This is a genomic window from Pseudocnuella soli (assembly GCF_004347775.1).
Classification (GTDB): domain Bacteria; phylum Bacteroidota; class Bacteroidia; order Chitinophagales; family Chitinophagaceae; genus Flavisolibacter; species Flavisolibacter aquaticus.
This window is the reverse complement of the sequence record NZ_CP037755.1, coordinates 3794309-3817470: the sequence shown is the minus strand read 5'-3', so window position 1 is coordinate 3817470 and position 23162 is coordinate 3794309. Positions and strand designations below refer to the sequence as shown.

15 protein-coding genes are annotated in these 23162 nt (G+C 49.8%); 10 read left to right on the top strand and 5 right to left on the bottom strand.

Going from position 1 to position 23162, the window contains the following annotated elements; all coding sequences use genetic code 11:
• Positions 1-51 precede the first annotated feature (51 nt).
• From EPD17_RS15665 to EPD17_RS15645, 5 genes are all read left to right on the top strand, one after another.
• Positions 52-2265, top strand: a complete 2214-nt coding sequence (locus EPD17_RS15665) for a glycoside hydrolase family 127 protein (RefSeq protein WP_240040802.1) — start codon at positions 52-54, stop codon at positions 2263-2265.
• Positions 2266-2324: 59 nt separating this feature from the next.
• On the top strand, positions 2325-2903 hold the full coding sequence (locus EPD17_RS15660; protein WP_132055544.1) for a hypothetical protein: 579 nt from the start codon (positions 2325-2327) through the stop codon (positions 2901-2903).
• Between the two features lie 23 nt (positions 2904-2926).
• The gene (locus EPD17_RS15655; protein ID WP_204743182.1) at positions 2927-6259 is read left to right on the top strand and encodes a VCBS repeat-containing protein; all 3333 of its coding nucleotides are present in this window, start codon (positions 2927-2929) and stop codon (positions 6257-6259) included.
• 132 nt (positions 6260-6391) lie between these two features.
• Positions 6392-9619 (top strand): VCBS repeat-containing protein, encoded by a 3228-nt coding sequence (locus EPD17_RS15650; protein ID WP_132055542.1) that lies wholly within the window; start codon positions 6392-6394, stop codon positions 9617-9619.
• Positions 9620-9643: 24 nt separating this feature from the next.
• Entirely contained in the window at positions 9644-10357 is a 714-nt protein-coding gene (locus EPD17_RS15645) for a DUF92 domain-containing protein (protein WP_132055541.1), read from the top strand.
• Between the two features lie 31 nt (positions 10358-10388).
• On the opposite strand, the gene EPD17_RS20005 is transcribed toward EPD17_RS15645, so the two are convergent.
• The 4 genes from EPD17_RS20005 to EPD17_RS15630 form a co-directional block, all read right to left on the bottom strand.
• Entirely contained in the window at positions 10389-10538 is a 150-nt protein-coding gene (locus EPD17_RS20005; protein ID WP_165929630.1) for a hypothetical protein, read from the bottom strand.
• Positions 10539-10700: 162 nt separating this feature from the next.
• Positions 10701-11282 (bottom strand): DUF3187 family protein, encoded by a 582-nt coding sequence (locus EPD17_RS15640; RefSeq protein WP_132055540.1) that lies wholly within the window; start codon positions 11280-11282, stop codon positions 10701-10703.
• 142 nt (positions 11283-11424) lie between these two features.
• Positions 11425-12240 carry an ion transporter gene (locus EPD17_RS15635; protein WP_132055539.1) on the bottom strand — a complete coding sequence of 272 codons (816 nt, stop codon included), beginning with the start codon at positions 12238-12240 and terminating at the stop codon, positions 11425-11427.
• 112 nt (positions 12241-12352) lie between these two features.
• Positions 12353-13324: an SDR family oxidoreductase gene (locus EPD17_RS15630; RefSeq protein WP_132055538.1), complete on the bottom strand. Its 972-nt coding sequence runs from the start codon at positions 13322-13324 to the stop codon at positions 12353-12355.
• A 288-nt stretch (positions 13325-13612) separates the two neighbouring features.
• Here EPD17_RS15630 and EPD17_RS15625 point away from each other — a divergent pair, with 288 nt between their 5' ends.
• Positions 13613-14758, top strand: a complete 1146-nt coding sequence (locus tag EPD17_RS15625; RefSeq protein WP_204743180.1) for a D-TA family PLP-dependent enzyme — start codon at positions 13613-13615, stop codon at positions 14756-14758.
• A 13-nt stretch (positions 14759-14771) separates the two neighbouring features.
• On the opposite strand, the gene EPD17_RS15620 is transcribed toward EPD17_RS15625, so the two are convergent.
• Entirely contained in the window at positions 14772-16772 is a 2001-nt protein-coding gene (locus EPD17_RS15620) for a KUP/HAK/KT family potassium transporter (RefSeq protein WP_132055537.1), read from the bottom strand.
• A gap of 281 nt (positions 16773-17053) precedes the next feature.
• Here EPD17_RS15620 and EPD17_RS15615 point away from each other — a divergent pair, with 281 nt between their 5' ends.
• The 4 genes from EPD17_RS15615 (at position 17054) to EPD17_RS15600 (ending at position 22863) form a co-directional block, all read left to right on the top strand.
• Entirely contained in the window at positions 17054-17422 is a 369-nt protein-coding gene (locus tag EPD17_RS15615) for a BlaI/MecI/CopY family transcriptional regulator (RefSeq protein ID WP_132055536.1), read from the top strand.
• Between the two features lie 10 nt (positions 17423-17432).
• Positions 17433-19016, top strand: coding sequence for a M56 family metallopeptidase (locus EPD17_RS15610; RefSeq protein ID WP_132055535.1), 1584 nt, complete (start codon positions 17433-17435; stop codon positions 19014-19016).
• A gap of 80 nt (positions 19017-19096) precedes the next feature.
• The gene (locus EPD17_RS15605; protein ID WP_132055534.1) at positions 19097-21886 is read left to right on the top strand and encodes an outer membrane beta-barrel protein; all 2790 of its coding nucleotides are present in this window, start codon (positions 19097-19099) and stop codon (positions 21884-21886) included.
• 305 nt (positions 21887-22191) lie between these two features.
• Positions 22192-22863 carry an HAD family hydrolase gene (locus tag EPD17_RS15600; protein ID WP_132055533.1) on the top strand — a complete coding sequence of 224 codons (672 nt, stop codon included), beginning with the start codon at positions 22192-22194 and terminating at the stop codon, positions 22861-22863.
• The last annotated feature ends 299 nt before the right edge of the window (positions 22864-23162 follow it).

The following is a 23162-nucleotide window of genomic DNA, read 5'->3' as shown; positions in this document are numbered from 1 at the left end:
CGGCTGTTGGAAAGTCCGTTTAAAAAAGCACAGCTAACCGATTTGAAATATATGTTGGCATTGGATGCCGACCGCCTGCTGGCGCCATATTTACGCGAAGCCGGACTAGAACCCAAGGCTGCAACCTATGGCAACTGGGAAGGTACTGGCCTCGATGGCCACATCGGTGGACACTATCTTTCTGCATTGTCCAACATGTATGCAGCCACCGGCAACGCAGAAGTGAAAAAGCGACTTGATTATGTGCTGGACTGGTTGGAAAAATGCCAGCTGAAAAACGGCGACGGTTATCTTGGCGGCGTGCCCGGCAGCAAAAAGTTGTGGCAGGATATTGCCGCCGGCAAAATAAATGCAGGCAGTTTTTCGCTGAATGATAAATGGGTGCCCTGGTATAACATCCATAAAATGTATGCTGGTCTGGTAGATGCTTACAAGCAAACAGGAAGCAAGAAAGCCAAGGACATGCTGGTTCGGTTTTCGGATTGGTGTATCAACCTGACCAAAAATCTTTCCGACGAACAGGTGCAAAACATTTTGCGCAGCGAACATGGAGGCATGAACGAAGCTTTTGCAGATGTAACTGCCATCACCGGTGATCAAAAATATTTAGCGCTGGCCCGCAGGTTTTCGCACCAGCGCATATTGCAACCATTGCTGCAGGAAAAAGATTCGCTGACCGGTATGCATGCCAATACGCAAATTCCAAAGGTCATTGGTTTTATGCGGGTAGCAGAAGTAGGCGGCGACAAAGATTGGGCTGAAGCGGCCAATTTTTTTTGGCAAACAGTGGTGCATAACCGAACGGTTTCGATCGGCGGAAATAGTGTGCGGGAACATTTCCACCCCGCAACCGATTTTTCTTCGATGTTAGAATCCAAAGAAGGCCCGGAAACATGCAACACCTACAATATGCTGAAACTGACCAAGCAGTTGTTTCTGCAACAGCATTCAGCAGCCTATATGGATTATTACGAACGTGCACTGTACAACCATATTCTTTCTTCGCAACATCCCAATGGCGGCTTCGTATATTTTACGCCAATGAGGCCCCGCCACTATAGAGTATACTCACAACCACAGGAGGGCTTTTGGTGCTGTGTTGGTTCCGGTTTGGAAAACCATACCAAGTATGGCGAACTCATTTATGCGCATAATAAAAAAGATATTTTTGTAAACCTTCTTATTCCTTCCACACTTCAATGGAAGGAGCGAGGCATCACGCTTACACAGCAGACGGAATTTCCTTACGAGGAACAATCCAGCATGCGTTTAACCCTGCCGAAATCGCAGCAGTTTGCGATACACCTGCGCCAACCGTCATGGTTGAAAGGTACCATGAAAGTGTTGGTAAATGGCAAAGAGGTAAATGGCAAATTAGACGCAACTGCGTCATATATTGCTATTGACCGGCAGTGGAAATCGGGTGATGTGTTGAAAGTGGTTTTGCCCATGCAAACCAAAGCTGAGCAAATGCCCGATGGTTCTTCTTGGGTCTCATTTGTACATGGCCCTATTGTGCTGGCTGCTGCTACCGATACCTCAAACCTACAGGGTTTGCGTGCCGATGACAGCCGCATGGGCCATATCGCTAATGGGCCGCTATATCCAGTGGAGGATGCGCCATTGCTGGTTACTACAGAAGCAAATGTGGCAGCCGCCATTAAGCAGGTATCAGGTAAGCCGCTTACTTTTTCTGCATCAAATCTTATTTATCCCGATCAGTACAAGTCATTGCAACTGGTGCCTTTTTACACGGTGCACGATGCACGGTATATGATCTATTGGCCCATTACCACTCCCGAAGGATTAAGCAAGCGTCGTGAAGCGATCCGGCAAAGGGAAGCAGCACGCCTGCAACTGGAAAGCATTACGGTAGACCAGGTAGCACCCGGCGAACAACAACCGGAATCGGACCACAACTTTAAAGGCGAAAAAACAGAGTCTGGCGTATTTCAGGACCGGCACTGGCGCCATGCAACCGGCTGGTTTAGTTATGATTTAAAAAACAAAAATGCGGAGGGCCGCACCTTGCGCATTACTTATTTCAGTGCCGACCGTAACCGCAGCTTTGATATTCTGGTCAACAACCAATTGCTGCAAACGGTGAAGTTGGAAGGGCGACAACAGGAGGGTTTTTACGATGTGGATTATGCGCTTCCCGAAGCGTTGCTTAAAAACATGACCAATGGTGTTATGACGGTAAAGTTCGTTGCGCAGCCAGGATCAACGGCCGGCGGAATTTTTTACGTAAGGCTCCTGAAATAAATGATGAGCGGGTTGCCCTGGAAACGTTGATCTGAACCTTTTAAATGTTGAAGTGCAAAATGATCATACTGCGAAATTCATTGTTGTTGTTGCTTGCAGGGCTATTCAGCTGTGGCCAGTCCGATGTAAAACAATACAATCAACTGGTCGATCGGGAACTGAAAAGCGGTAAAAAAGTAAACGACCTGTTCATGGGCATTGCACTCAATATGCCTTCAAAGGACTTTTATGTGCACTGCTGGAACATGAATAAAAAGGGAACGTTTATGGATGGCTCCGGCAACACCAGTGTGCACTATAAATTATACAACGGCGAAATGAAACATCCTGCCGACATGTATTTCTACCCTGAGTTTTACCAGGGTAAAATCCATAAAATGTGGGTGCGTTTTCAATATGCAGGATGGGCACCCTGGAATAAAGAGTTGGGATCAGACAGTTTGCTGAATGAAGTAGTATCGCTGTATAAAAAATGGTATCCCGATGGTAACGAGTTCATTCAAATAAAAGATGAACAGCGAGGTAATCTATTTGTAAAAGTAGATGGCAACCGGCGCATCATAATTGGATTGTACGATGATGTGCAGGTTAAGGTAGATTATGCCGACCTCGATGTGGAACAGGCCCAGATCAATTAACGTTTGCTGTAAAAAAACTGCTTGTGAAGAAATTTTTTGTGGGTTGGTGTGGTTTGGTAGTGTTGCTTCTTTCCTGTGGCAGTAAGAGCACAACGGAGCCATTGTTTGCAAAACTCGACTCGTCGCAAACAGGTATCAATTTTGCCAACAATCTTTCATACGATGCTCAGTTTAATATTTACACCTACCGTAACTTTTACAACGGCGGCGGTGTTGCCATAGGCGATGTAAATGGTGACAGCTTGCCCGATATTTTTTTTACCGCTAACATGTTGCCCAACAAATTGTACCTCAATAAAGGCAACATGCAGTTTGAAGACATTACCGAGAAAGCGGGCATTGGCAAAAAAGGAAAATGGAGCACTGGCGTGAGTATGGCCGATGTAAATGGCGATGGCTGGCTGGATATATATGTGTGCAATAGCGGCGATGTAAAAGGAGACAACAGGCAGAATGAGTTGTACATCAACAGGGGCAATGGAACCTTTGATGAACAAGCGGCAGACTATGGTTTGGATGAACGCGGACTTTCCACCCACGCTGCTTTTTTTGACTACGACAAAGACGGCGACCTGGACATGTTTCTCCTAAACAATTCATTCAAAGCAATCGGGTCGTTTAATTTGCAACGAAACGAACGGAATGTCCGTGATTCACTCGGCGGTCAGAAATTTTTCAGAAACGACGGCAATCATTTTACCGACATCAGTGAACAAGCTGGCATTTTTGGCAGCGTCATTGGCTTTGGATTGGGTGTAACGGTGGGTGATGTAAATGATGACGGCTGGCAGGACATCTATGTGTCGAATGATTTTTTTGAACGCGACTATTTATACATCAACAGAAAGAACGGCACTTTTTCCGAAGAGCTCGAGCAGCAGATGATGAGCATCAGCAATGCTTCGATGGGTGCCGATATGGCTGATATCAACAACGATAGAAAACCGGACATTTTTGTGACTGAAATGCTGCCGGAAACCGAAGATCGGATGAAGGTGAACACCACGCATCAAAGTTGGGATAAATACCAGCTGGATTTGCAGTACGATTACTACCACCAGTTTACCCGCAATATGCTCCAGCTGAATCAAGGCAACGGTAAGTTTACGGATATCGGTCGTTTTTCTGGTGTGAGTGCTACGGACTGGAGCTGGGGTGCGCTGATCATGGACATGGACAATGATGGCCTCAAGGACATCTTCGTGGCCAATGGCATTTTTCAGGACCTCACCAACCAGGATTACATCCAGTATATTTCAAACGAAAATTTCTTTCAACAGGTGGTTTCCGGCAAAGCCGACTTCCGCAAAATGATTGATTTGATTCCCTCTGTTGGGGTATCTAATTATGGTTTTCGTAATGTGGGAGGTTTGCGTTTTGAGAACCGTGCTGTGGAGTGGGGTTTGTCGGAGCCTTCGTTTTCCAATGGTTCGGCCTATGGTGATCTGGATGGGGATGGGGATCTGGACCTGGTGGTCAACAATGTGAACATGCCGCCCTTTATTTACCAAAGCAGGGCCCGGGAGCTGCTGCCCCACCACCACTACCTCAAGGTATCGCTCAGCGGCGAAGGGGCCAACACCTACGCCCTTGGCGCCAAGGTAAGCCTCTACTACGACTCCACCCTTGCCTACCAGGAGCTGATGCCCATGCGGGGCTTCCAGTCCAGTGTAGATCCCACACTGCTCTTTGGTGTGGGCAGGGCCCAAAGCATTGATTCGGTGGTGGTGCAGTGGCCCGACGGGCGGCAAACGGTAGCCTATTCGCTGGGTGTGGACCAGCACCTGAGCCTAAATCAGCGCGATGCCGCTACAGCTTCTGCTTTGCCTTACAGCGGTGGTGGTGCTGCCCCCCTTTTGTTTTCTCCGGTAGCCATTCCCACGCTTTTGTTTCAGCATAAGGAAAACCCCTTTGTGGACTTTGACCGCGATAAGCTGCTCTTTCATATGGCCTCCACCGAAGGGCCCCGCATGGCCAGTGGGGACGTGAATGGCGATGGGCTGGAGGATGTATTTTTTTGTGGTGCTGCAGGCCAGCCCGCTTCCCTTTTGGTGCAGCAAAGGGGGGGAGGCTTTACCCCGTCCAACCAGCAGCTGCTGCTTGCAGACAAGGAAAGCGAGGATGTGGCGGCGCTGTTTTTTGACTGCGATGGCGATGGGGACCAGGACCTCTATGTGTGCAGTGGGGGCAGCGAAGCCCCGGGCCATGACCTGTCGCTTTTTGACCGCCTTTATATCAACGATGGCAGGGGTGGTTTTGCAAAGTCGCCGCAGGCCCTGCCCACCCTTGCCCTGGAGCCTTCCTCGTGTGTGAGCGCTAGTGACTGGGATGGCGATGGGGATCAGGACCTCTTTGTTGGCATCCGCTTCAAGGCTGCAAGCTACGGGGTGGGCGGCAGGGGCTATGTGCTCGAAAACGATGGCAGGGGCCACTTTAGCGACATCACCAAAAGGGTAGCCCCTGAGCTGCTGGCCATGGGCATGATTACCGATGGGCATTGGTGGGACTATAACCGCGACGGCAGGCAGGATTTGGTGGTGGCAGGCGAATACCTGCCCATAACGGTGCTGGAGAACGGAGGAACGACGCTTTTGAAAACCAAAGAGGCCAACCGAGGACTGGAGCATACCTCGGGGTGGTGGAACCGCCTTGCGGTGGGTGATGTCAACGGGGATGGCTATGCGGATGTGGTGGGCGCCAATCATGGGCTGAACTCGCGGTTCAAGGCCAGTGTGGATCGTCCGGTGGAGCTGTGGGTGGGTGATTTTGATGGCAATGGAATGGTGGAGCATGTGTTGAGCTGCTACAATGGAGCGGAGAGCTACCCCATGGCACTGCGCCACGATCTGGTGGGGGTGTTGCCGTACCTGAAAAAGAAGTATTTGCGTTATGCGGACTATAAGGGTCAGCGGGTGGGGGATATCTTTAGCCAAGGGCAGCTGCAGGGGGCCCGGCACTTAAGGGCTGAGGAGCTGCGCAGCGTGGTGGCCATTGGTGGAGGCAAGGCGGGTGGCGGCTTTCGGGTGGCGCCTCTTTGCGATGAGGCGCAGCTATCGGTGATGTGGGGGGTGGAACTTCGCGATGTGGATGGTGATGGCAGGGTGGATATACTGATGGGGGGCAACTTTTATGAGGCAAAGCCGGAGGTGGGCATCTATGATGGCAGCCGCGGGGTGCTGCTTCGTGGTGATGGCAGGGGTGGATTCAGGGCGGTACCAGCCCAGGCGAGCGGGCTGATGGTGGAGGGCGCCGTACGGGACATTCGAACCATCAGAACTGCTGATGGAAACACCCTTACCCTGTTTACCAAAAACAACAACACCACACAAACCATACAATCAAAACATAAAAAATAAAAAGGCCTGTTCCTTTACTACTTTTAATTTCAGAAATCCTGTTGTCTATTGCTGGTCATTCGTTTCATATCATGCTTGCTATTGGTTATTGTACTAACGTGCATTAATGGCTGCAAAGAGCAGTCCGAAACCATGTTCACGTTGGTGGACAGCCGAAAAACAAGTGTTGATTTTGTCAATGACGTAAACCTGACCGATACTTTCAATATTCTTGATTATCTGTACTACTACAATGGCGGTGGTGTTGCCGTTGGCGACCTGGATGGTGATGGCTTGCCTGATATCTATTTTACCGCCAACCGCGGCAGTAACAAATTATACCGCAATAAAGGGGGGATGACTTTTGAAGATGTGACCACGCAAGCTGGAGTGCAGGGGCAGGGCAACTGGAACGCCGGCGTCACACTGGTCGATATAAATGCCGATGGCCTCTTGGATATTTATTTATGCACAGTCGGTGGGTATAAAAGTTTGGAGGGCCGCAACCAGTTGTTCATCAATAAGGGCAACATGAAATTTTCGGAAGAGGCCGCTTCATATGGACTGGATGTGGAAGGTTTTAATACCCAGGCTTCTTTTTTTGATTATGACAAGGACGGCGACCTGGACATGTTCCTCGTCAATCACTCCGTGCATTCCGTGGAAAGTTATGGCGACACTGCCATGCGCAGAATAAGGTCCGAAACCAGCGGTGACAAGCTATTTAGAAACAACGGCACGGGCGCTACTACGCAGTTTACTGAAGTCACTGAGTCGGCCGGAATTTACAGCAGTTCATTAGGCTATGGGCTTAATGTATTGACGGTAGATTTTACCGGCGACGGTTGGGATGATATTTATGTAAGTAATGATTTTCACGAACAGGATTATTACTATATCAACCAACAGGATGGCACCTTCAAAGAATCTGCAGCTGCTGCTTTTGGCCACCAGAGCCGGTTTTCGATGGGGTCGGATGCAGCCGACGTAAATGGAGACGGACATCTCGACCTGATCACGCTGGACATGTTGCCTGAAGATGAGCAGGTGTTGAAGTCTTCTGCCGGAGACGATCCACTGGATATTTATGATTTTAAAGTCAGCAGGGGATACCATCACCAATCTGCTCGTAACTGCTTGCAGATAAATGGCGGCGATGGCACCAACTTTAAAGAGATAGCTTTATTTAGTGGCATTGCCGCAACGGATTGGAGTTGGTCGCCGCTGCTAGCCGATTTCAATAACGATGGCTACCGCGATCTGTTTGTTTCCAATGGCATTCCCAAAAGGCCCAATGATCTCGATTATATAAAATATGTGTCAAGCGGTACGGTGAGCACGGCTTTGCAAAAAGGAAAAAACGCCGATCCCAAGGCCATTGAGGTCATGCCGTCTGGTGCGGTGCACAATTACTTTTTTGAAAGTGATAGCAACTTGCAGTTCACGAACCGAAGTTCTGATTGGGGTGCTGGCGATGTTTCTATTTCGAATGGCGCAATCTATGCCGACCTTGACCGGGACGGAGATTTGGATATTATCACAAATAACATAAACAGCCCGGCGTTTATTTATAGAAATAACGGCGATGAACAACCGAAAAATAATTTTCTGCAGATTGATGTGAAAGGTTCCGGTTCCAACACACAGGCCATCGGAGCTAAAGTAACCGTTTGGATACAGGGACGGCAGCAAATGTCGGTAGTGCAAGCCACGCGGGGCTTTCAAAGCGCTGTGCTCAATGGGTTGCATTTTGGTTTGGGTATACACCAAACGGTTGATAGCATCGTAGTGTCGTGGCCTGGCGGGCAAGTTCAAACAATCCGCAATCCAAAGATCAAAACAATTGTTACGCTCCAGCAGCCAGGCGAAGTGCCCACAAATTATGTGAAAGGCACAACTCCGAAATCTTCCCTGTTTATCAATCAGGATCAATTGATACCTGGTTGGGCGCATTCGGAAAACTTGTTTTATGATTTTAACAGCCAACAACTGATACCTTTTAGCCTTTCTACCCAAGGACCTAAAATTGCCGTTGCTGACATGAACGGTGATGGTTTGGACGATTTTTTTGTGTGTGGTGGTCCAGGCCAGGCGGGTATGGTTTGCACACAAACCTCTGATGGAAAATGGGTCCGTGTAAAGCAGCCCCAGTTGGATAATGATGCAGCCTGTGAAGATGTAGATGCCATTTTTTTTGATGCAGATGGAGATGGTGATCAAGACCTGTACGTAATCAGTGGCGGTAATGAACTGCATGACCAAAATGAATTGCTACAAGACCGGTTATATCTGAACGATGGCAAGGGCGTGTTTACCAAAAAGCCTGCAAAAATTCCTGTTGGTGGTAACCGTTCGGTGGTAACTGTTGCCGACTTTGACGGGGATGGCGATCAGGATATTTTTGTGGGTAGCAGAACAGTGTCGGGAAGCTATGGCACTATTCCTACTTCGCATTTATTGATCAATGATGGAGCCGCAAACTTTACACCTGCACCACCATCAGTGGCACCGGGTTTGGCAACGGCCGGAATGGTGTCCTGTGCCGTATGGACAGACCTGGACCAGGACGGGTGGCCCGAATTGGTACTGACCGGCGATTGGATGCCGGTTACTGTTTTCAAAAACAAGCAAGGAAAGCTACGCAATGTTACAAGTGAAATGGGTTTGCAGCATACTACCGGACTGTGGACATCATTGTATGCCGCCGATTTGAACAGGGACGGCTTGCCCGAACTACTGGCAGGCAACCGTGGCACCAACAGCAAACTTCAGGCATCACAGGAAAACCCGTTGCAATTATATACCGGCGACTTGGACGGCAATGGATCACTCGACCAAATATTGGCCATCAAAAAGAAAGGGGGTTATTTTCCTTTTTTGGGAAAAGAAGAATTAGAGCGGGCTATTCCTTCTGTGGTGCGTAAACAATTTGCAACTTACGCCGACATGGCGGGCAAAACAGTGCAAGAGATTTTTGGCGCCAAACTAAGCAGCATGCAGCGCTACAATGCGCAGATCCTCTCTTCTTTATTGATTGAAAACAAAGCGGGAAAACTGCAGACCAGAACATTACCTGCTTCCATGCAATGGGCGCCAATCTTTTCGTTTGCGGTAACTGATGTAAATAATGATGGTACCCTGGATGTTTTGAGCGGTGGTAACTTCTTTGGGGTGGTGCCCTTCGAGGGCCGGTATGATGCCGGCGGTGTGCAGGTTTGGCTGCGCAAAGGCACTGCGGAAATGGTGCCACCAGCATTGAGCGGGCTTCCGCAACATACGGAAGTGCGGGATATCAAATGGCTGCGTGCTGCTAACGGCGAAAAGGTATTACTGGTCGCGTCTAACAATGCACCGTTGCAGGCATTTGCGTTACGCAAATAATCCATCCGGCCTTACATTGCACCAATGAATTCCTGGTTGGCCTTGCTGGCATTGCTCGTCGTGTTGGCTCTTGTATATGTTGGGAAAAAACTCACCCTTGCCGGCACGCTTACCGCCGGCGCTGTTGCGGTAGTTATTTGGGCCGGAACAGGCTTGATAGGAATCATCCTGCTCGGTGCATTTTTCATATTGGGCACACTGGCCACTTCCTGGCAAAAAGAAAAAAAAGTAAAGGCAGCACTGGCCGATGCCGATAGCAGCCGGCGCACAGCAGGGCAAGTGCTGGCTAATGGTGGTGTGGCAGCTTTCTGTGGGCTTTGTGCTGCCCTCTGGCCGCAACATCAAATGCTATTGACTATCATGCTGGCAGGTGCTTTTTCGGCGGCCTCTGCCGATACACTTTCTTCGGAACTCGGCGTGTTGTATGGCCGCCGGTTTTACAATATCCGCACCATGCGACCCGACCGGCGTGGGCTGGATGGCGTCGTTAGTTTGGAGGGAACCTTATTGGGTGTGGTGGGCAGTGTGGTGATTGGATCATTGCTGTTGGCTAAGGCGGAGTTTTCTATCATTGCATTGTTTGTGGTGGTGTTGGCGGGCCTGGCGGGCAATCTTACCGACTCGTGGCTGGGTGCTACTTTGGAGCGGGGCGGGGTGTTGGGTAATAATGCCGTAAATGCGCTGAATACTTTAGTGGGTGCTGTTATAGCGGGCCTTTTGTGGCACCTGTGGGCATAAAAAAAGCAGCCGTCGCTGCTTTGTATTTTGATTACTTCTTAGGTAATTTTTTTTGTTGGGGTTGCACTCGTACCGGCACCAGTTCCGGCTTTTTATAACCAAGCAAAATCGACAAAAATTCTCTCAGGCTCATCAGATATTGTTGTTTGGGTGAAGAATTACATGAAAGCTGTTGCGCCATCAATGGGTGTAAGTTACAGCCCCTTTCTTAGCAATCGGTGTTAAAGGCTAACTTTTTTTGGTTTTTATGAAGCCGTTTTGAAAAAACTATAAAAAAAGTGGCCGGTATTCGTACATTCTTTAAACAAAAAATCATGGCCTTTGCCTATCTCAAATCCGGGATTTAATTACTAGCCAGCCGTTCCACCCGCTGGTTGGCGCCCAGTTGCACCGCAAGGGTAATGAATGGCGCCATATTTCCGCTGCCATTGAGGCTATGGTGCACACCGGCTTTCAGGTGGTACTCTACAAAAAGCGCGTCTGCTATGGGTTGCGTTTTATATGCCAACCCTGCCTGCGCCGTAGCATTCCAGCCCCGTACCCGTTGGGTGATGTTGGGATCGTCGTAACGCTGGCTCATATAAGTAGGGCCAAAGCCAATATAATAGCCCATTTTATAGCCCGGCTGAAACCGAAAGGAAAGCGGAACGGAAAAAACAAAGGCCCGTTTGTGCTTTAAGTCAGCTTCGCTGTTGCGCAGCATAATATTTTGTTCCCACACCACCAGGTAGCGTTGCTGCTGCAGCACCGTGTACGATGTATTCAGTGAGTATGTGGCAAAACTGTTCAGGGTTGATTCGTCAAAATTATTGGCGACGAAATTGACGCCGGCACCAAGGCGCAAACGTGCATCCTGCGCAGTGGCGCATATTTGGATCAGGCAAAATGCCATCAGGAAAAATGGATGCTTTAGGGTGCAGCGCATAAGCGGTAGTCTGGTTTTAGGCTGCAATCTAAATGATGCGCTTGGCGAAAAAGCCTACAATTATGCAAATGGTAATTACACGTTTTAAAATTGCTTTGCCACAACTTTTGTTGCCCCATAATGTGCCTGCAAAAAGTAGTAATTATTGCTGCGGCGTTTCGGTAAACTGCGTGCCGCAGTAGTTGCAAAAACGGGCTTGCTCGTCGTTGATATGGCCACAATTGGCGCAGGGTTTTTTGCCTATGCTCCCGGCCCGCCGGGTCATTTCAACGGTAACAATACCGGTGGGCACCGCAATGATGGCATAGCCGCACAACATGATCACCGAAGCAATCCATTTACCCAAACCCGTTTGCGGCGTAATGTCGCCGTAGCCCACGGTGGTAATGGTAACAATGGTCCAGTAAATGCTTTCCGGGATCGAGGTAAAACCGTTTTCCTGGCCTTCTACCACATACATCAATGTGCCGAGCAGCACAACGATGGTGAGCACAAATGAAATGAATACCGCGATCTTATGAAACGAGGCCCGCAGCGCGGCAAACAGTTGCTCCGATTCGCGTACAAACCGGAACAGCCGCAGGATACGGAACACCCGTAGCATCCGCAGAAAGCGGAACACGATGAGGTAATGATAGCCCACTGCAAACATGCTCATATAAAAAGGCAAAATACCAAGCAAGTCAATGATGCCGAGCCGGCTGCGGATGTACCGGAACGGGTTGGGCGAAATAACAATGCGCAGGATATACTCCACCGTAAACAACACCGAAAAAAAGATCTCCAGCGAAAAAAATAAGCTGCGGTATTCGCGGCTTAATCGCGGAATGCTTTCCAAAATAACCACCACCACGCTGATCACGATCATCCAAAGCAGCGTGATGTCGAACACTTTGCCGGCCCGGGTATCGGTGCCAAAAACAATCCGGTAAAGTCTTTCGGTGGCGGCTGTACGCATATTAAGGATACAAAAAAGAGTGGGTACCAAAGGTAGCGATGGTACAACAGTAAGTTGTTTTACCGTAAACAAAATTGCCGCGGTCGTAAATGCGCTGGCGATTGCAAAAATGTTATCTCCTGGCCAGCAACATCCATCCTAATGCCAGCCCCGCAAGCAGGAGCAGACCGCTTTTTTTCCGCTTTGCCGCATCGGCCGGTGAGTTCCACCCGCCATGAATGCCTGTGCCAAATTCGGTGGAGGCAAACACATTGCCCGGTGTATCGGGTAGTGGTTGTGCATTTTTTAGATAAGCCCGGATCACGGCCGCGGTGGTGTTGCGGGTAAGCTTCGGTGCCAGGGCATAACCGGTTTTCAAAATGGTGGTTACCGCGCTGTAATTGGTGCGGTCAACCGGGTTTTTGGCCAGCTTTACAATGGCTGCCGCCAGCGGAACGGGATCATACACAGGTGGCGCAGGTTTTAAATAGCGGCCGGTGTAGTTGGCGGCATGTTGTATGCCCGGCGTATCCAAAAAAGCAGGGTAGGCGTCGCACACATGAATGTTGGGAAACCGGCTCAATTCGGCACGAAGCGCTTCGGAAAACCCGCGCAGTCCAAACTTGCTGGCGGTGTACCCAACGGCATACGGTGTGGGAAACCAGCCGCCAACGGAAATGTTGTTGATCAGCACGCCGTGCCCTTGTTTTTTAAAATAAGGCACTGCCGCATGGGCGCCGTGCATGTAGCCCAGCAAGTTGGTGCGTACCACCTGGTCGTGCACTTCAATGGGCGTTTCTTCAAAAGTGCCGGCTGCCAGCACACCGGCATTGTTTACCCACACATCAATGCTGCCGTAGGTAATGAAGGCTTTTTCGGCGAGGCTTTTTACCGCCGCGGCATCGGTGACATCGCACACCACCACGGTGGCTTTGGCGCCAGCATCGCTGCACAGCGCGGCTACCTCATCCAGGGCTGCTTGTCGGCGGGCCGCCAGCACCAGGTAAGCACCTTCTTGTGCAAACTGCAGGGCAATGGCCCTGCCGGCGCCGCTCGATGCTCCGGTGATCACCACTGTTTTTTGATATAGCTTCAGGAGGTTCATGTTGTAGTTTTTGCAAAAAATAAAAGCCCGTGGGCCCGCATTAAATTGCAATAGTTACGCCACCGGCAGCGACTGGCTTTTGCAGGCGGGACCGCTACCAATCTCCAGCGCGGCTTTTTTATAAATAATCATCTGGCCACATGGCCAAATAGTTGCGCAGCGCTATATTCAACATTCAGTGGCAGGAACTTGTTGGTACCCAAAGGCCGGCAAAGTTTTCTGGCCGGTTTTTAGCGAGCTATTACGGCCAATGCCACGCCATTTGTTTACCATTAATTTACGCCATACATGCATACACCATCCGAAAGTCCTGCGCTGCTGAATATAAAAGATTGGTTTGAGATCGAAAACATTGAAGAGCTGGACACGCCTGCGCTGCTGGTATATCCCGACAGGGTCCGCGATAATATTCGCCGGGCGGTATTACTGGCGGGTGGACCGGACCGGTTGCGGCCGCACATGAAAACCAGCAAATGCTCACATGTGTGCCAGATGCTGCTGGATGAAGGCATCCGTAAATTTAAATGCGCTACCATAGCCGAAGCCGAGTTGGTAGCCATGTGCGGTGCGCCTGATGTGTTGCTGGCTTACCAGCCCGTGGGGCCAAAAGTGGAGCGGCTGATGCAACTCATTCAGCAATACCCGGCCACGCAGTTTTCCTGCCTGGTCGACCACCCGGTGCCGGCAAAGGCTATTGCTGCGGCTGCCCAACGCCTGGCGTTGTACCTGCCTGTGTTTGTTGACATCAACCCCGGCATGAACCGCACCGGCATTTTGCCCGGTATTGAAGCGCTGGACCTGTACCGGCTGTGCCACAAGCAAAAAGGAATTGAGCCCATTGGGTTTCATGTATACGACGGCCATCTTACCCAGCCCGATATGGAGCAGCGCCAGCGGTCCTGCGATGCGGCTTTCGCGCCGGTGGAAGAGATGGGGCAACAACTGCAGGCCGAGGGGCTGCCCATGCCGCAACTGATTGCAGGCGGCACACCCACTTTTTTGGTGCATGCGCAGTACAACGACCGTGAGTGCAGCCCCGGCACATTTGTGTATTGGGATGCAGGTTATGGAAAGCTTTTCCCGGAAATGCCTTTTATACCGGCGGCGTTGGTAGCTACCCGCGTGGTATCGCAGTGCAGTGACACGCAACTGACCATCGACCTGGGACATAAGGCGGTGGCTTCGGAAAGCGATATGGCGCACCGGGTACATTTTTTAAATGCACCGGATGCGGAGTTGGTAAAACACTCGGAAGAGCACGGAGTTATTCAACTGCCTGCGGGGCATGGCATTCAAATAGGTGATGTGCTGTTTGGCCTGCCGCACCATATTTGCCCCACCGTGTCGCTCTACGACCGGGCGGCGGTGATTGAACAGGGAAGAGTAACAGCCTCCTGGGCAACGGGTGCCCGCAACCGAAGTATTAATATTTGAGCGACCGGCTTTATTACAAAGCGCCCTGCAGCGTTGGCTCGGGGTCAAACACCCGCTTTAGGTTGATGTTGGCTACCGGTGCCACCACCAGCGGGAATTTTTCAATGACCACATTGCTGGTATCGAGGCCGAAGTTTTTTTCTTCTGAAAGCGAAATGTCTTTTAGCAGGAAATGGGCTTTCATCACCATGCGTTCCACAATGGGCAGGTCGTTGTCTTGGCTCAGGTATTTTTCCATCACAACAAACGAAAAATCGCCTACCACGTTACGGCGCTCCAGGCTTTCGTAGCGGCTGGTAATGTTTACTTCTTTGTTTTTTACCAGGTCTTCCACCACTTTGCGGAATAGCAAATCGATGCGGGGCTGCACCCGGAAACCCAAGTTAAATTCCACGCGGATAATGTCGTTGGGAATAATGTGCTCCACCACGTACTCGGTGGTATATGGTTCGTCCAAAGTATTTACATGCACAAACCAGTAAATGTCGGCCCGCTTGGGTTTGCGGTTCAGGATCGAGTACATGATCTTGTGCTCAATTTCCTTTGGGTTGTTGGCCGATGTTAAGTACACCAGGTGTGTGGCGTATTTGGGCACGGAGCGGTCATTGCTTAGGTCCTGGATCTTGGGCACAAAATAATCCAGCCCCACAAATTCCACGTAGCGGTTTTTAATTTTGCGGGCACGATACCAAACGTACATGATGAGCAACAGGCAGCCACCAATAAGGAGCGCCACATAGCCGCCATGCGGAAATTTTTGCAGGTTGGCCACGGTAAAGCCCACTTCAATAGAGGTGTACACCAGCAGGAACAGCCAGATCCAAAATGGCCTGGTGCGGTGGGCCAACAGGTAGTGGGTAAACAAAATAGTGGTGGCCATCATACACAGCGTAATGGCCAAGCCATAAGCCGCTTCCATGTTGGTAGCTTTTTGGAAATAAAGCACCATGCCCGTGCATCCCAGGAACAGGATCAGGTTGATGCCCGGCATATACAACTGCCCCTTTGTTTCGCAGGGGTATTTGATCTTCATTTTGGGCCAAAGGTTGAGGCGCATGGCCTCTGAAATAAGGGTAAATGAGCCGCTGATAAGGGCCTGACTGGCAATGATGGCGGCAATGGTAGCGATCATTACACCGGCTACCAAAAACCAGGAAGGCATGATGCCGTAAAATGGATTGAACCCAGTTTCGATCATTTGGCCGGTGATGGTTTTTCCACTGTAATGACTGAGCAGCCATGCGCCCTGCCCAAGGTAATTTAAAATGAGGCACAGCTTCACTGCCATCCACGACACCCGGATATTGCTGCGGCCGCAATGTCCCAGGTCGCTGTACAGTGCTTCGGCGCCGGTAGTACACAGGAATACCGCACCGAGTATCCAAAATCCTTGCGGAAAGTTGACCAACAGATTATACCCGTACCACGGGTTGAATGCTTTGAAAACAGAGAGATCATCGGCCAGGTGAAGGCTGCCCAACACGGCCAGCATGCCAAACCAAATGGCCATCACAGGGCCAAATAATTTACCAATAGAATGCGTGCCGAATTGCTGCAGGAAAAACAGGGAGGCCAAAATGCCCAGCACAATGCCCACAATGGTTTGATCCGAAATTTCGTGCAGCATCGGGATGTTGCGCAAGCCTTCAACTGCGGAAGTCACCGAAATGGCCGGCGTGATCATGCCATCGGCCAGGAGCGCAGCACCGCCAATCATGGCCGGGAACACGAGCCACCTGGCCTGTTTGCGCACCAGCGCATACAGGGAAAAAATACCGCCTTCGCCGCGGTTGTCGGCGCGGAGGGTAAGCAGCACATACTTGATGGTGGTTTGCAGCGTCAGCGTCCAGATGACCAGTGACAGCGACCCCAAAATCAGGGTTTCGGTAACTGGTTTGTTTTTCAGAATGGCGTTGAGCACGTACAGGGGAGAAGTGCCAATGTCGCCGTAGATAATACCCAACGCTACCAGTAAACCGGCAGCGGTAACTTTTTGGTGGGAGGTGTGGTTCATATAATAGGGGCAGCAACACTGCCCAATTGCCGGAAGGCGCCGCAAAGCTAGGGGCAATCACATTATGGCAAGGAATTATTTGGGAAAAATAGAACGCCGGTAGTACGGGTCGAATTAAGCTATTTAGAAGAGTCAACTGGCTTACGTCTTTTAAAAAATCCATTGGAGGTAATCGCGATCCGGTAATACTAGAGCCGTAATATTCTATGGGCCATAAAATATTAGGAAAAATGTTTGCATGAACTACGAAATGTTCGTAGGTTTACGAAATAGTCGTATAAATGGAAAAACTTACCCCTCCCGAAGAACAGGCCATGCGTGCCGTGTGGCAGGCCGGCGAAGGCACTGTAAAACATTTTTTGGAACAAATAGAACAGCCCAAGCCGCCCTATACTACATTGGCATCAACCATCAAGAACCTGGAAAAGAAAGGTTACCTGCGCAGCCGCATGGTGGGTAACGTTTACCTATACACGCCGGCCATTACGCCGGAAGCGTATAAAAAAAAGTTCATCACCAACGTAGTAAAAAATTATTTCGACAACTCCTATAAAGAGCTCGTTAGCTTTTTTGTGTCGGAGAAAAAATTGTCGGCTGACGAACTGAAAGAAATCCTCGACCTGATCGATCCAAAAAAAGACAAAGCCTAAACTCTTGCCCATGCCTGCCATCCTTATTTACCTGCTGAAAGTTTCTGCCGGTTTGCTGATTGTTTACTTGTTCTACAGACTGGTATTACGCGGACTAACTTTTTACACAGCCAACCGTTGGTACCTGCTCCTTTTTTCGCTCCTGTGTTTTGCAGTGCCTTTAATTGATGTAACCGGATGGATTGAAGCGGAGGGAAATACAACAGCAATCGTGGTGCAATCCATACCATCAGTGCACGATTATATCAGCTCGCAAACAGCATCGATCGCAACGCCCAGCAAGCAAGCTGCTTTTGATATTTGGAGTGTAGCGGCAACTGTTTGGCTGGCCGGAAGCATGTTGTTATTGGTGCGCATTATGGTGGGCCTTTTTTCTTACCTCCGGTTGCGCAATGGCGCGAAGCCATTTACATACAATAGCATGCAGCTTTACCAGCTGGAAGGGCCTGTTTTACCTTTTTCGTTTGGCAACGCCATCTACCTTAATCCGCAGCGGCATACAGCACCTGAAATGGAAGAAATCATCCGGCACGAGCTGGTTCATGTGCGGCAACGGCACACGGTCGATGTGGTTTGGGCAGAATTGCTTTGTGTGTTTGCGTGGTTCAACCCGTTTGCGTGGTTGCTGCGTCATGCTGTTCGGCAAAACCTTGAGTTTATTGCCGACAGTAAAGTAGTGCAAAGCGGCGCAAACAAAACCGCATACCAGTATTTGCTCCTTAATGTCATGGGCGGTGTTGCTTACCCGGTGGCACACCAGTTTAATTTTTCAGCCATCAAACAACGCATCGTCATGCTCAACCGGATGCCGAGTGCAAAAACCAATGCCATCAGGTTTTTGCTGGTCTTTCCTTTAGCGGCGCTATTGCTGGTGGCGTGCCGGAGCAATAACCATTTTTTTGAACCTCCAACTGGTGGCAATGAAGCTAACTATTTCGGGATCATTGTAGATGCAACAACATACAAGGGCTTGCCCGGCGTAATCATTTCCGACAGTGCTACCCATGTACAAACAGAAACCGATGCGCAAGGATTTTTTAGTTTGCGACTTCCACTTACTGAGCCTGCTGTTGCATCAAAAATTAGCCTGCATAAAGTGGATTATGGTTCGTTCACCCAAACCAAAACATTCAAAGGAGACGCAGCAGAAAACAGGATTGCCTTTATCATGAAGATGAAATATGCTGGTGCTGACGGTACCACCGGCTTAGCAACCACCGGTAAACCAATTGAAGGCGCAGCCGGTGAAGTGGCGCCAACATATGAAATGATTGCTGCGCAATTGCCTGATGTTATCAGCTCATGGAAAGAGCAGGAAAGATTTGAGCGGGCTCGCGATAAAACCGATGATGTGTACCTCGTGTTTGAAGGAAAAAGTTATGTGACATCGGGCGGCGGCTGGGCCAGCGTTGATAAAATAACCGACGTAATAATGGTGGATGGGGTACAAATGACGGGTGCCGAAGTAAATGAGAAACTGGCACGCCGCCAGGTTGTATCAATGGGTGCCATGGACGGGTCCTACGCAAAGAAAAACTTAGGCGTTGACGCGGCGCTTCTTCAAATAAGTACAAAGCCATTGGCAAAAAAATAATAGACAAAGACAACATTTAGCCAGTCGTTTCACGATACGTATAGCGATTGTTGCGTATATTAAATTCCACAAACCAAACCATGCGCTACCTGCTTATTGCCCTTGCCTGCCTTTTGATCAATAGCCTGCTCTTTGCTCAAGGTTCTGTCCGCGGAAAAGTATTGGACTCCACCACACAAAAACCATTGGGCCTTGCTACGGTCACTGTTTTTAAAGCAGCCGATACTGCACTGATCACCTACCGGTTAAGCACACCCGAAGGTGAGTTCCGGGTGCCCGGTCTGCCGCTGCGGTTGCCGCTGCGCGTCGTGATTTCTTTTTCCGGGTATGAAGTGTTTCGAAAAGAGTTTACGCTCAGCGACGACAATGCATTTGAATTGGGCTCGGTGGCGCTGGCGCCTGCAGCACAGGCATTGGAAGAAGTGATGGTTGTAGCCGAACGTCCACCAGTAACGGTTCGGAAAGACACGATTGAATTCAATGCCGCTTCTTTTAAAACCCTGCCTACGGCACTGGTGGAGGACCTGCTGCGCAAACTCCCCGGTGTACAGGTAGACCGCGACGGCAACATCACGGCCAACGGCCGCCGTGTTAACCGCATTATGGTAGATGGCAAGTCGTTTTTTGGCGATGACCCGAAAATGGCTACCCGCAACCTGCCCGCCAACGTGATTGACCGGGTGCAGCTCACCGACGATAAAGATGAAATCAACCGCAACACGGACGGCGACCTGACCAACGTGGGCCAGGTAATCAACCTTACGCTGCGCAAAGGCGTGAAGAAAGGTTGGTTTGGTAAGGCATATGGCGGTGTGGGTACCGGCGACCGGTACGAGGTTGGTGGCATTGCCAACATTTACCGCGATACCATGCAACTCAGTGTGCTGGGTTTCAGCAACAACGTAAACCGAAGCGGCTTTTCGATGAAGGATGTGCAGGACCTGGGCGGCTTCAATCGCAGCGGCTACAATTCTATGATGATCAGCCGCAGGGGCGGACAAGAAGGCTTTGCCATCAACAACATCAACTTCGGTGGCACCGAAGCGGGCATTGCCCGGTCGAGTGGAGGTGGATTTAATTTAAACCATGCGCCATCCAAACGCAAAACGTTTTTCTTGCAGTATTTCCTCGGCAACACCTACAATAAGGTGGAAGAGTTGAACAACACTGACCAGTTTATATCAGATACAACCATTACCACGCGGACCGCTACCGAAACCATTCGAAATAACAACACACACAACCTCGGTGCAGGCGCCAACCTAAAACCCGACTCGTTGACTGATATTAATTTAAGGCTTACCTACTCCTACACTGCCAGCAGCGACGATATTCGGGCATCCATTCGCGTTAGAAACAATAAGGTTGGCCCCGTGAGCAGCGGCAGCGGCAACCTGTTCAACAAATTTTTTAACAACAACTACTATCATAGCCTCACTGTAACCCGCCGTTCTACAAAGAAGAAAGGCCGGTCGCTCAACATTTACCATTACACCAGCTACGCCAATAACCTGCAACGCTACGTTACTGAATCAGACCTCGATTATTATTACCCCGACACCACCACGCGGCTTTTCGAACAATTACGCCGGCAGGATGTGCCCAACCTACGGGTGAACAGCACCGCAACATTTGCGCAACCACTAAACCCGAAATCTACGTTGCGCCTTTCGGGCGGGCACGAGTATATTTCTGATGAGCAGGATGTAACCCTGTTTGGAAAGAATGGCGCAACCGATAAATACGACCTGGGCTATTCCGGCCGCAACAGCGGTTACAACAGAACACAGCATCGTTTCAACACCAACGCATCGATATCGTACCGGATCAAGGCGGTAAATATTACCGGCGGTGTAAATGCATTGTGGCAAAATATAAATAACCATTTCTACAGCGTTGCCAATCCTGTAAAAATGGATTATTTCAACGTACTTCCCAGTTTTGCACTTACATGGAAGCAGCTGTCTGTAAACTACAACCAGAATGTGACGGCGCCTTCCGCATTCTATCTTGTTCCCATTCCCGACAGTACCAATCCATTTTTCATTCGGCTCGGCAACCCGTATTTGCGGCCCTCCCGCAGCAAAAACTTTTCCATCAACAATTACAAGTATATAGCGGGCAGCGGCACCAACATCAACATGTACATCAGTGGCGGCCTTGCCGATGATGATGTGGTCATGAGCCGCACCATCGATGCAAAAGGCGTCACCCGCTCCATTCCGGTAAATGTGGATGGCTCGTCACGGTTAAATGTTTCAGTGGGTTACGGCCGTGAGTTTAAGCGCAACACCAGGTTTATTTTCAATTTCCGCGTATCGCCTTATTTCTATATTGACCGACGCAAGATGATCGTGAACAGCATTACCAGCAGCGTTCAGAATATTCAATATGGTCCTTATGTTTCGGTTGGATTGAACTGGAACGATGTGGTGGAGCTACGGCCCGAATACCGGCCCGGCGTTACGCGTACCCGTTATTCCGATCCCGCTTTTACCAACCTAAATGTTACCACGCACAACCTGGAAAGTGAACTGATCATTCGGCTGCCCAAAAGGTTTGTGTGGGAAACGAATGTGGCCTACCGCTACAACAGCCAGGTGGCGCCGGGGCTGCCCAAAGACAATGTGCTCTGGAATGCAGGCCTGACCTTCCTCACCAACAAGGATGGTAAAGGCTTGCTGAAGCTCAGCGTATTTGATATCCTGAACCGTAACAACGCTTTTTACCGGTACGCTACACTCAACCAGGTGATCGACACGCAAACCAATGTGCTGCAGCGATATTTCCTGCTTTCGTTCACCTACAATATCCGCAATATGGCTGCGCCTAAAAAGGTTGGTGGCCGCGACCGGTTGTTTATGTTTTAGCGTAAAAAATAAATAATAGTATCAGTACAAAACGTTCAGGGGTTGCGTCATTGCACCATTCCTGGACGTTTTTTCATTTGTATTAAAACGACATTGATATGCAAAAATTAGAAACTGTTATTCGACTAAGATTCTGTGTGCCCGGCAGCGTTGAGCATTGGCAATAAGGAAACAATATTTTATACAGATAAAAACCAGACTACCAACTACCAACTATCAACCGTCAACTATCCACCAAACCTCCTTTACTTTGCACCGGGCCCAGCCCGTACTAACGATCCCGTCTGCCGCAAAGCTTTACATTCATGAAGTCGCTTACTGCACAAGCATTTTTATTCGATCTGAACGGAACCATGATCGACGATATGGAATTTCACACCCGTGCCTGGTACGATATACTCAACAACGACCTGGGCGCCCGACTTAGTTGGGACGACCTGAAGCAGGAAATGTATGGCAAGAACCACGAACTGCTGGTGCGGGTGTTTGGTCCCGACCGGTTTACGCTGGCCGAAATGGACCACTTGTCCATTGAAAAAGAAAAGCGGTATCAAAAGGAATTTTTTCCCAAACTCCAACTGATTAAAGGACTGCCCGAGTTTTTGGAAGGGGCCAAAAAAGGGGGAAAGGCCATGGCCATTGGTTCGGCAGCAATTCCGTTCAATATTGATTTTGTGGTGGACAACCTGGACATCCGCCACTACTTTGGCGCAATCGTTTCCGCGGCCGACGTGGCCGAAAGCAAGCCCCATCCCGAAACCTTTACGCAGGCGGCGGCCCGGCTGGGCGTGCCGCCGCAGCAATGCATTGTGTTTGAAGATGCGCCAAAAGGGGTGGAGGCTGCGCAAAACGCCTGCATGCAGGCCATTGTGCTCACCACCATGCACGAAGCCCACGAGTTTGCGCAATACACCAACATCCTCGCATTTATAAAAGATTATACCGACCCGGTGCTGCAGCCGCTGTTGCAATCGTAAACAGGTGCCGGCGTTTGTATTTGCAAGCCGCACCATTTACCCGCAAACCGGCTTTCCATTTTTTACCAAAAGGGGACAGGATTTTTACAAGAAAAATTTATAATTGTAAAAAATACACTTAAATTCGACTTTCCAATTCAACCCCATTTGGTGCAGGTAAGTATTGTTACGGATAAAGTCCACTTGGGTCAATTGGATCGGCGCTATTGATTGTTTGCTTTGCCCAGGCAAAGCCGCAACGCAGCGGTGTTGCTGTAAAGTATGTTCTGATGATTTTGCAATAACGGGCAGGCACATAA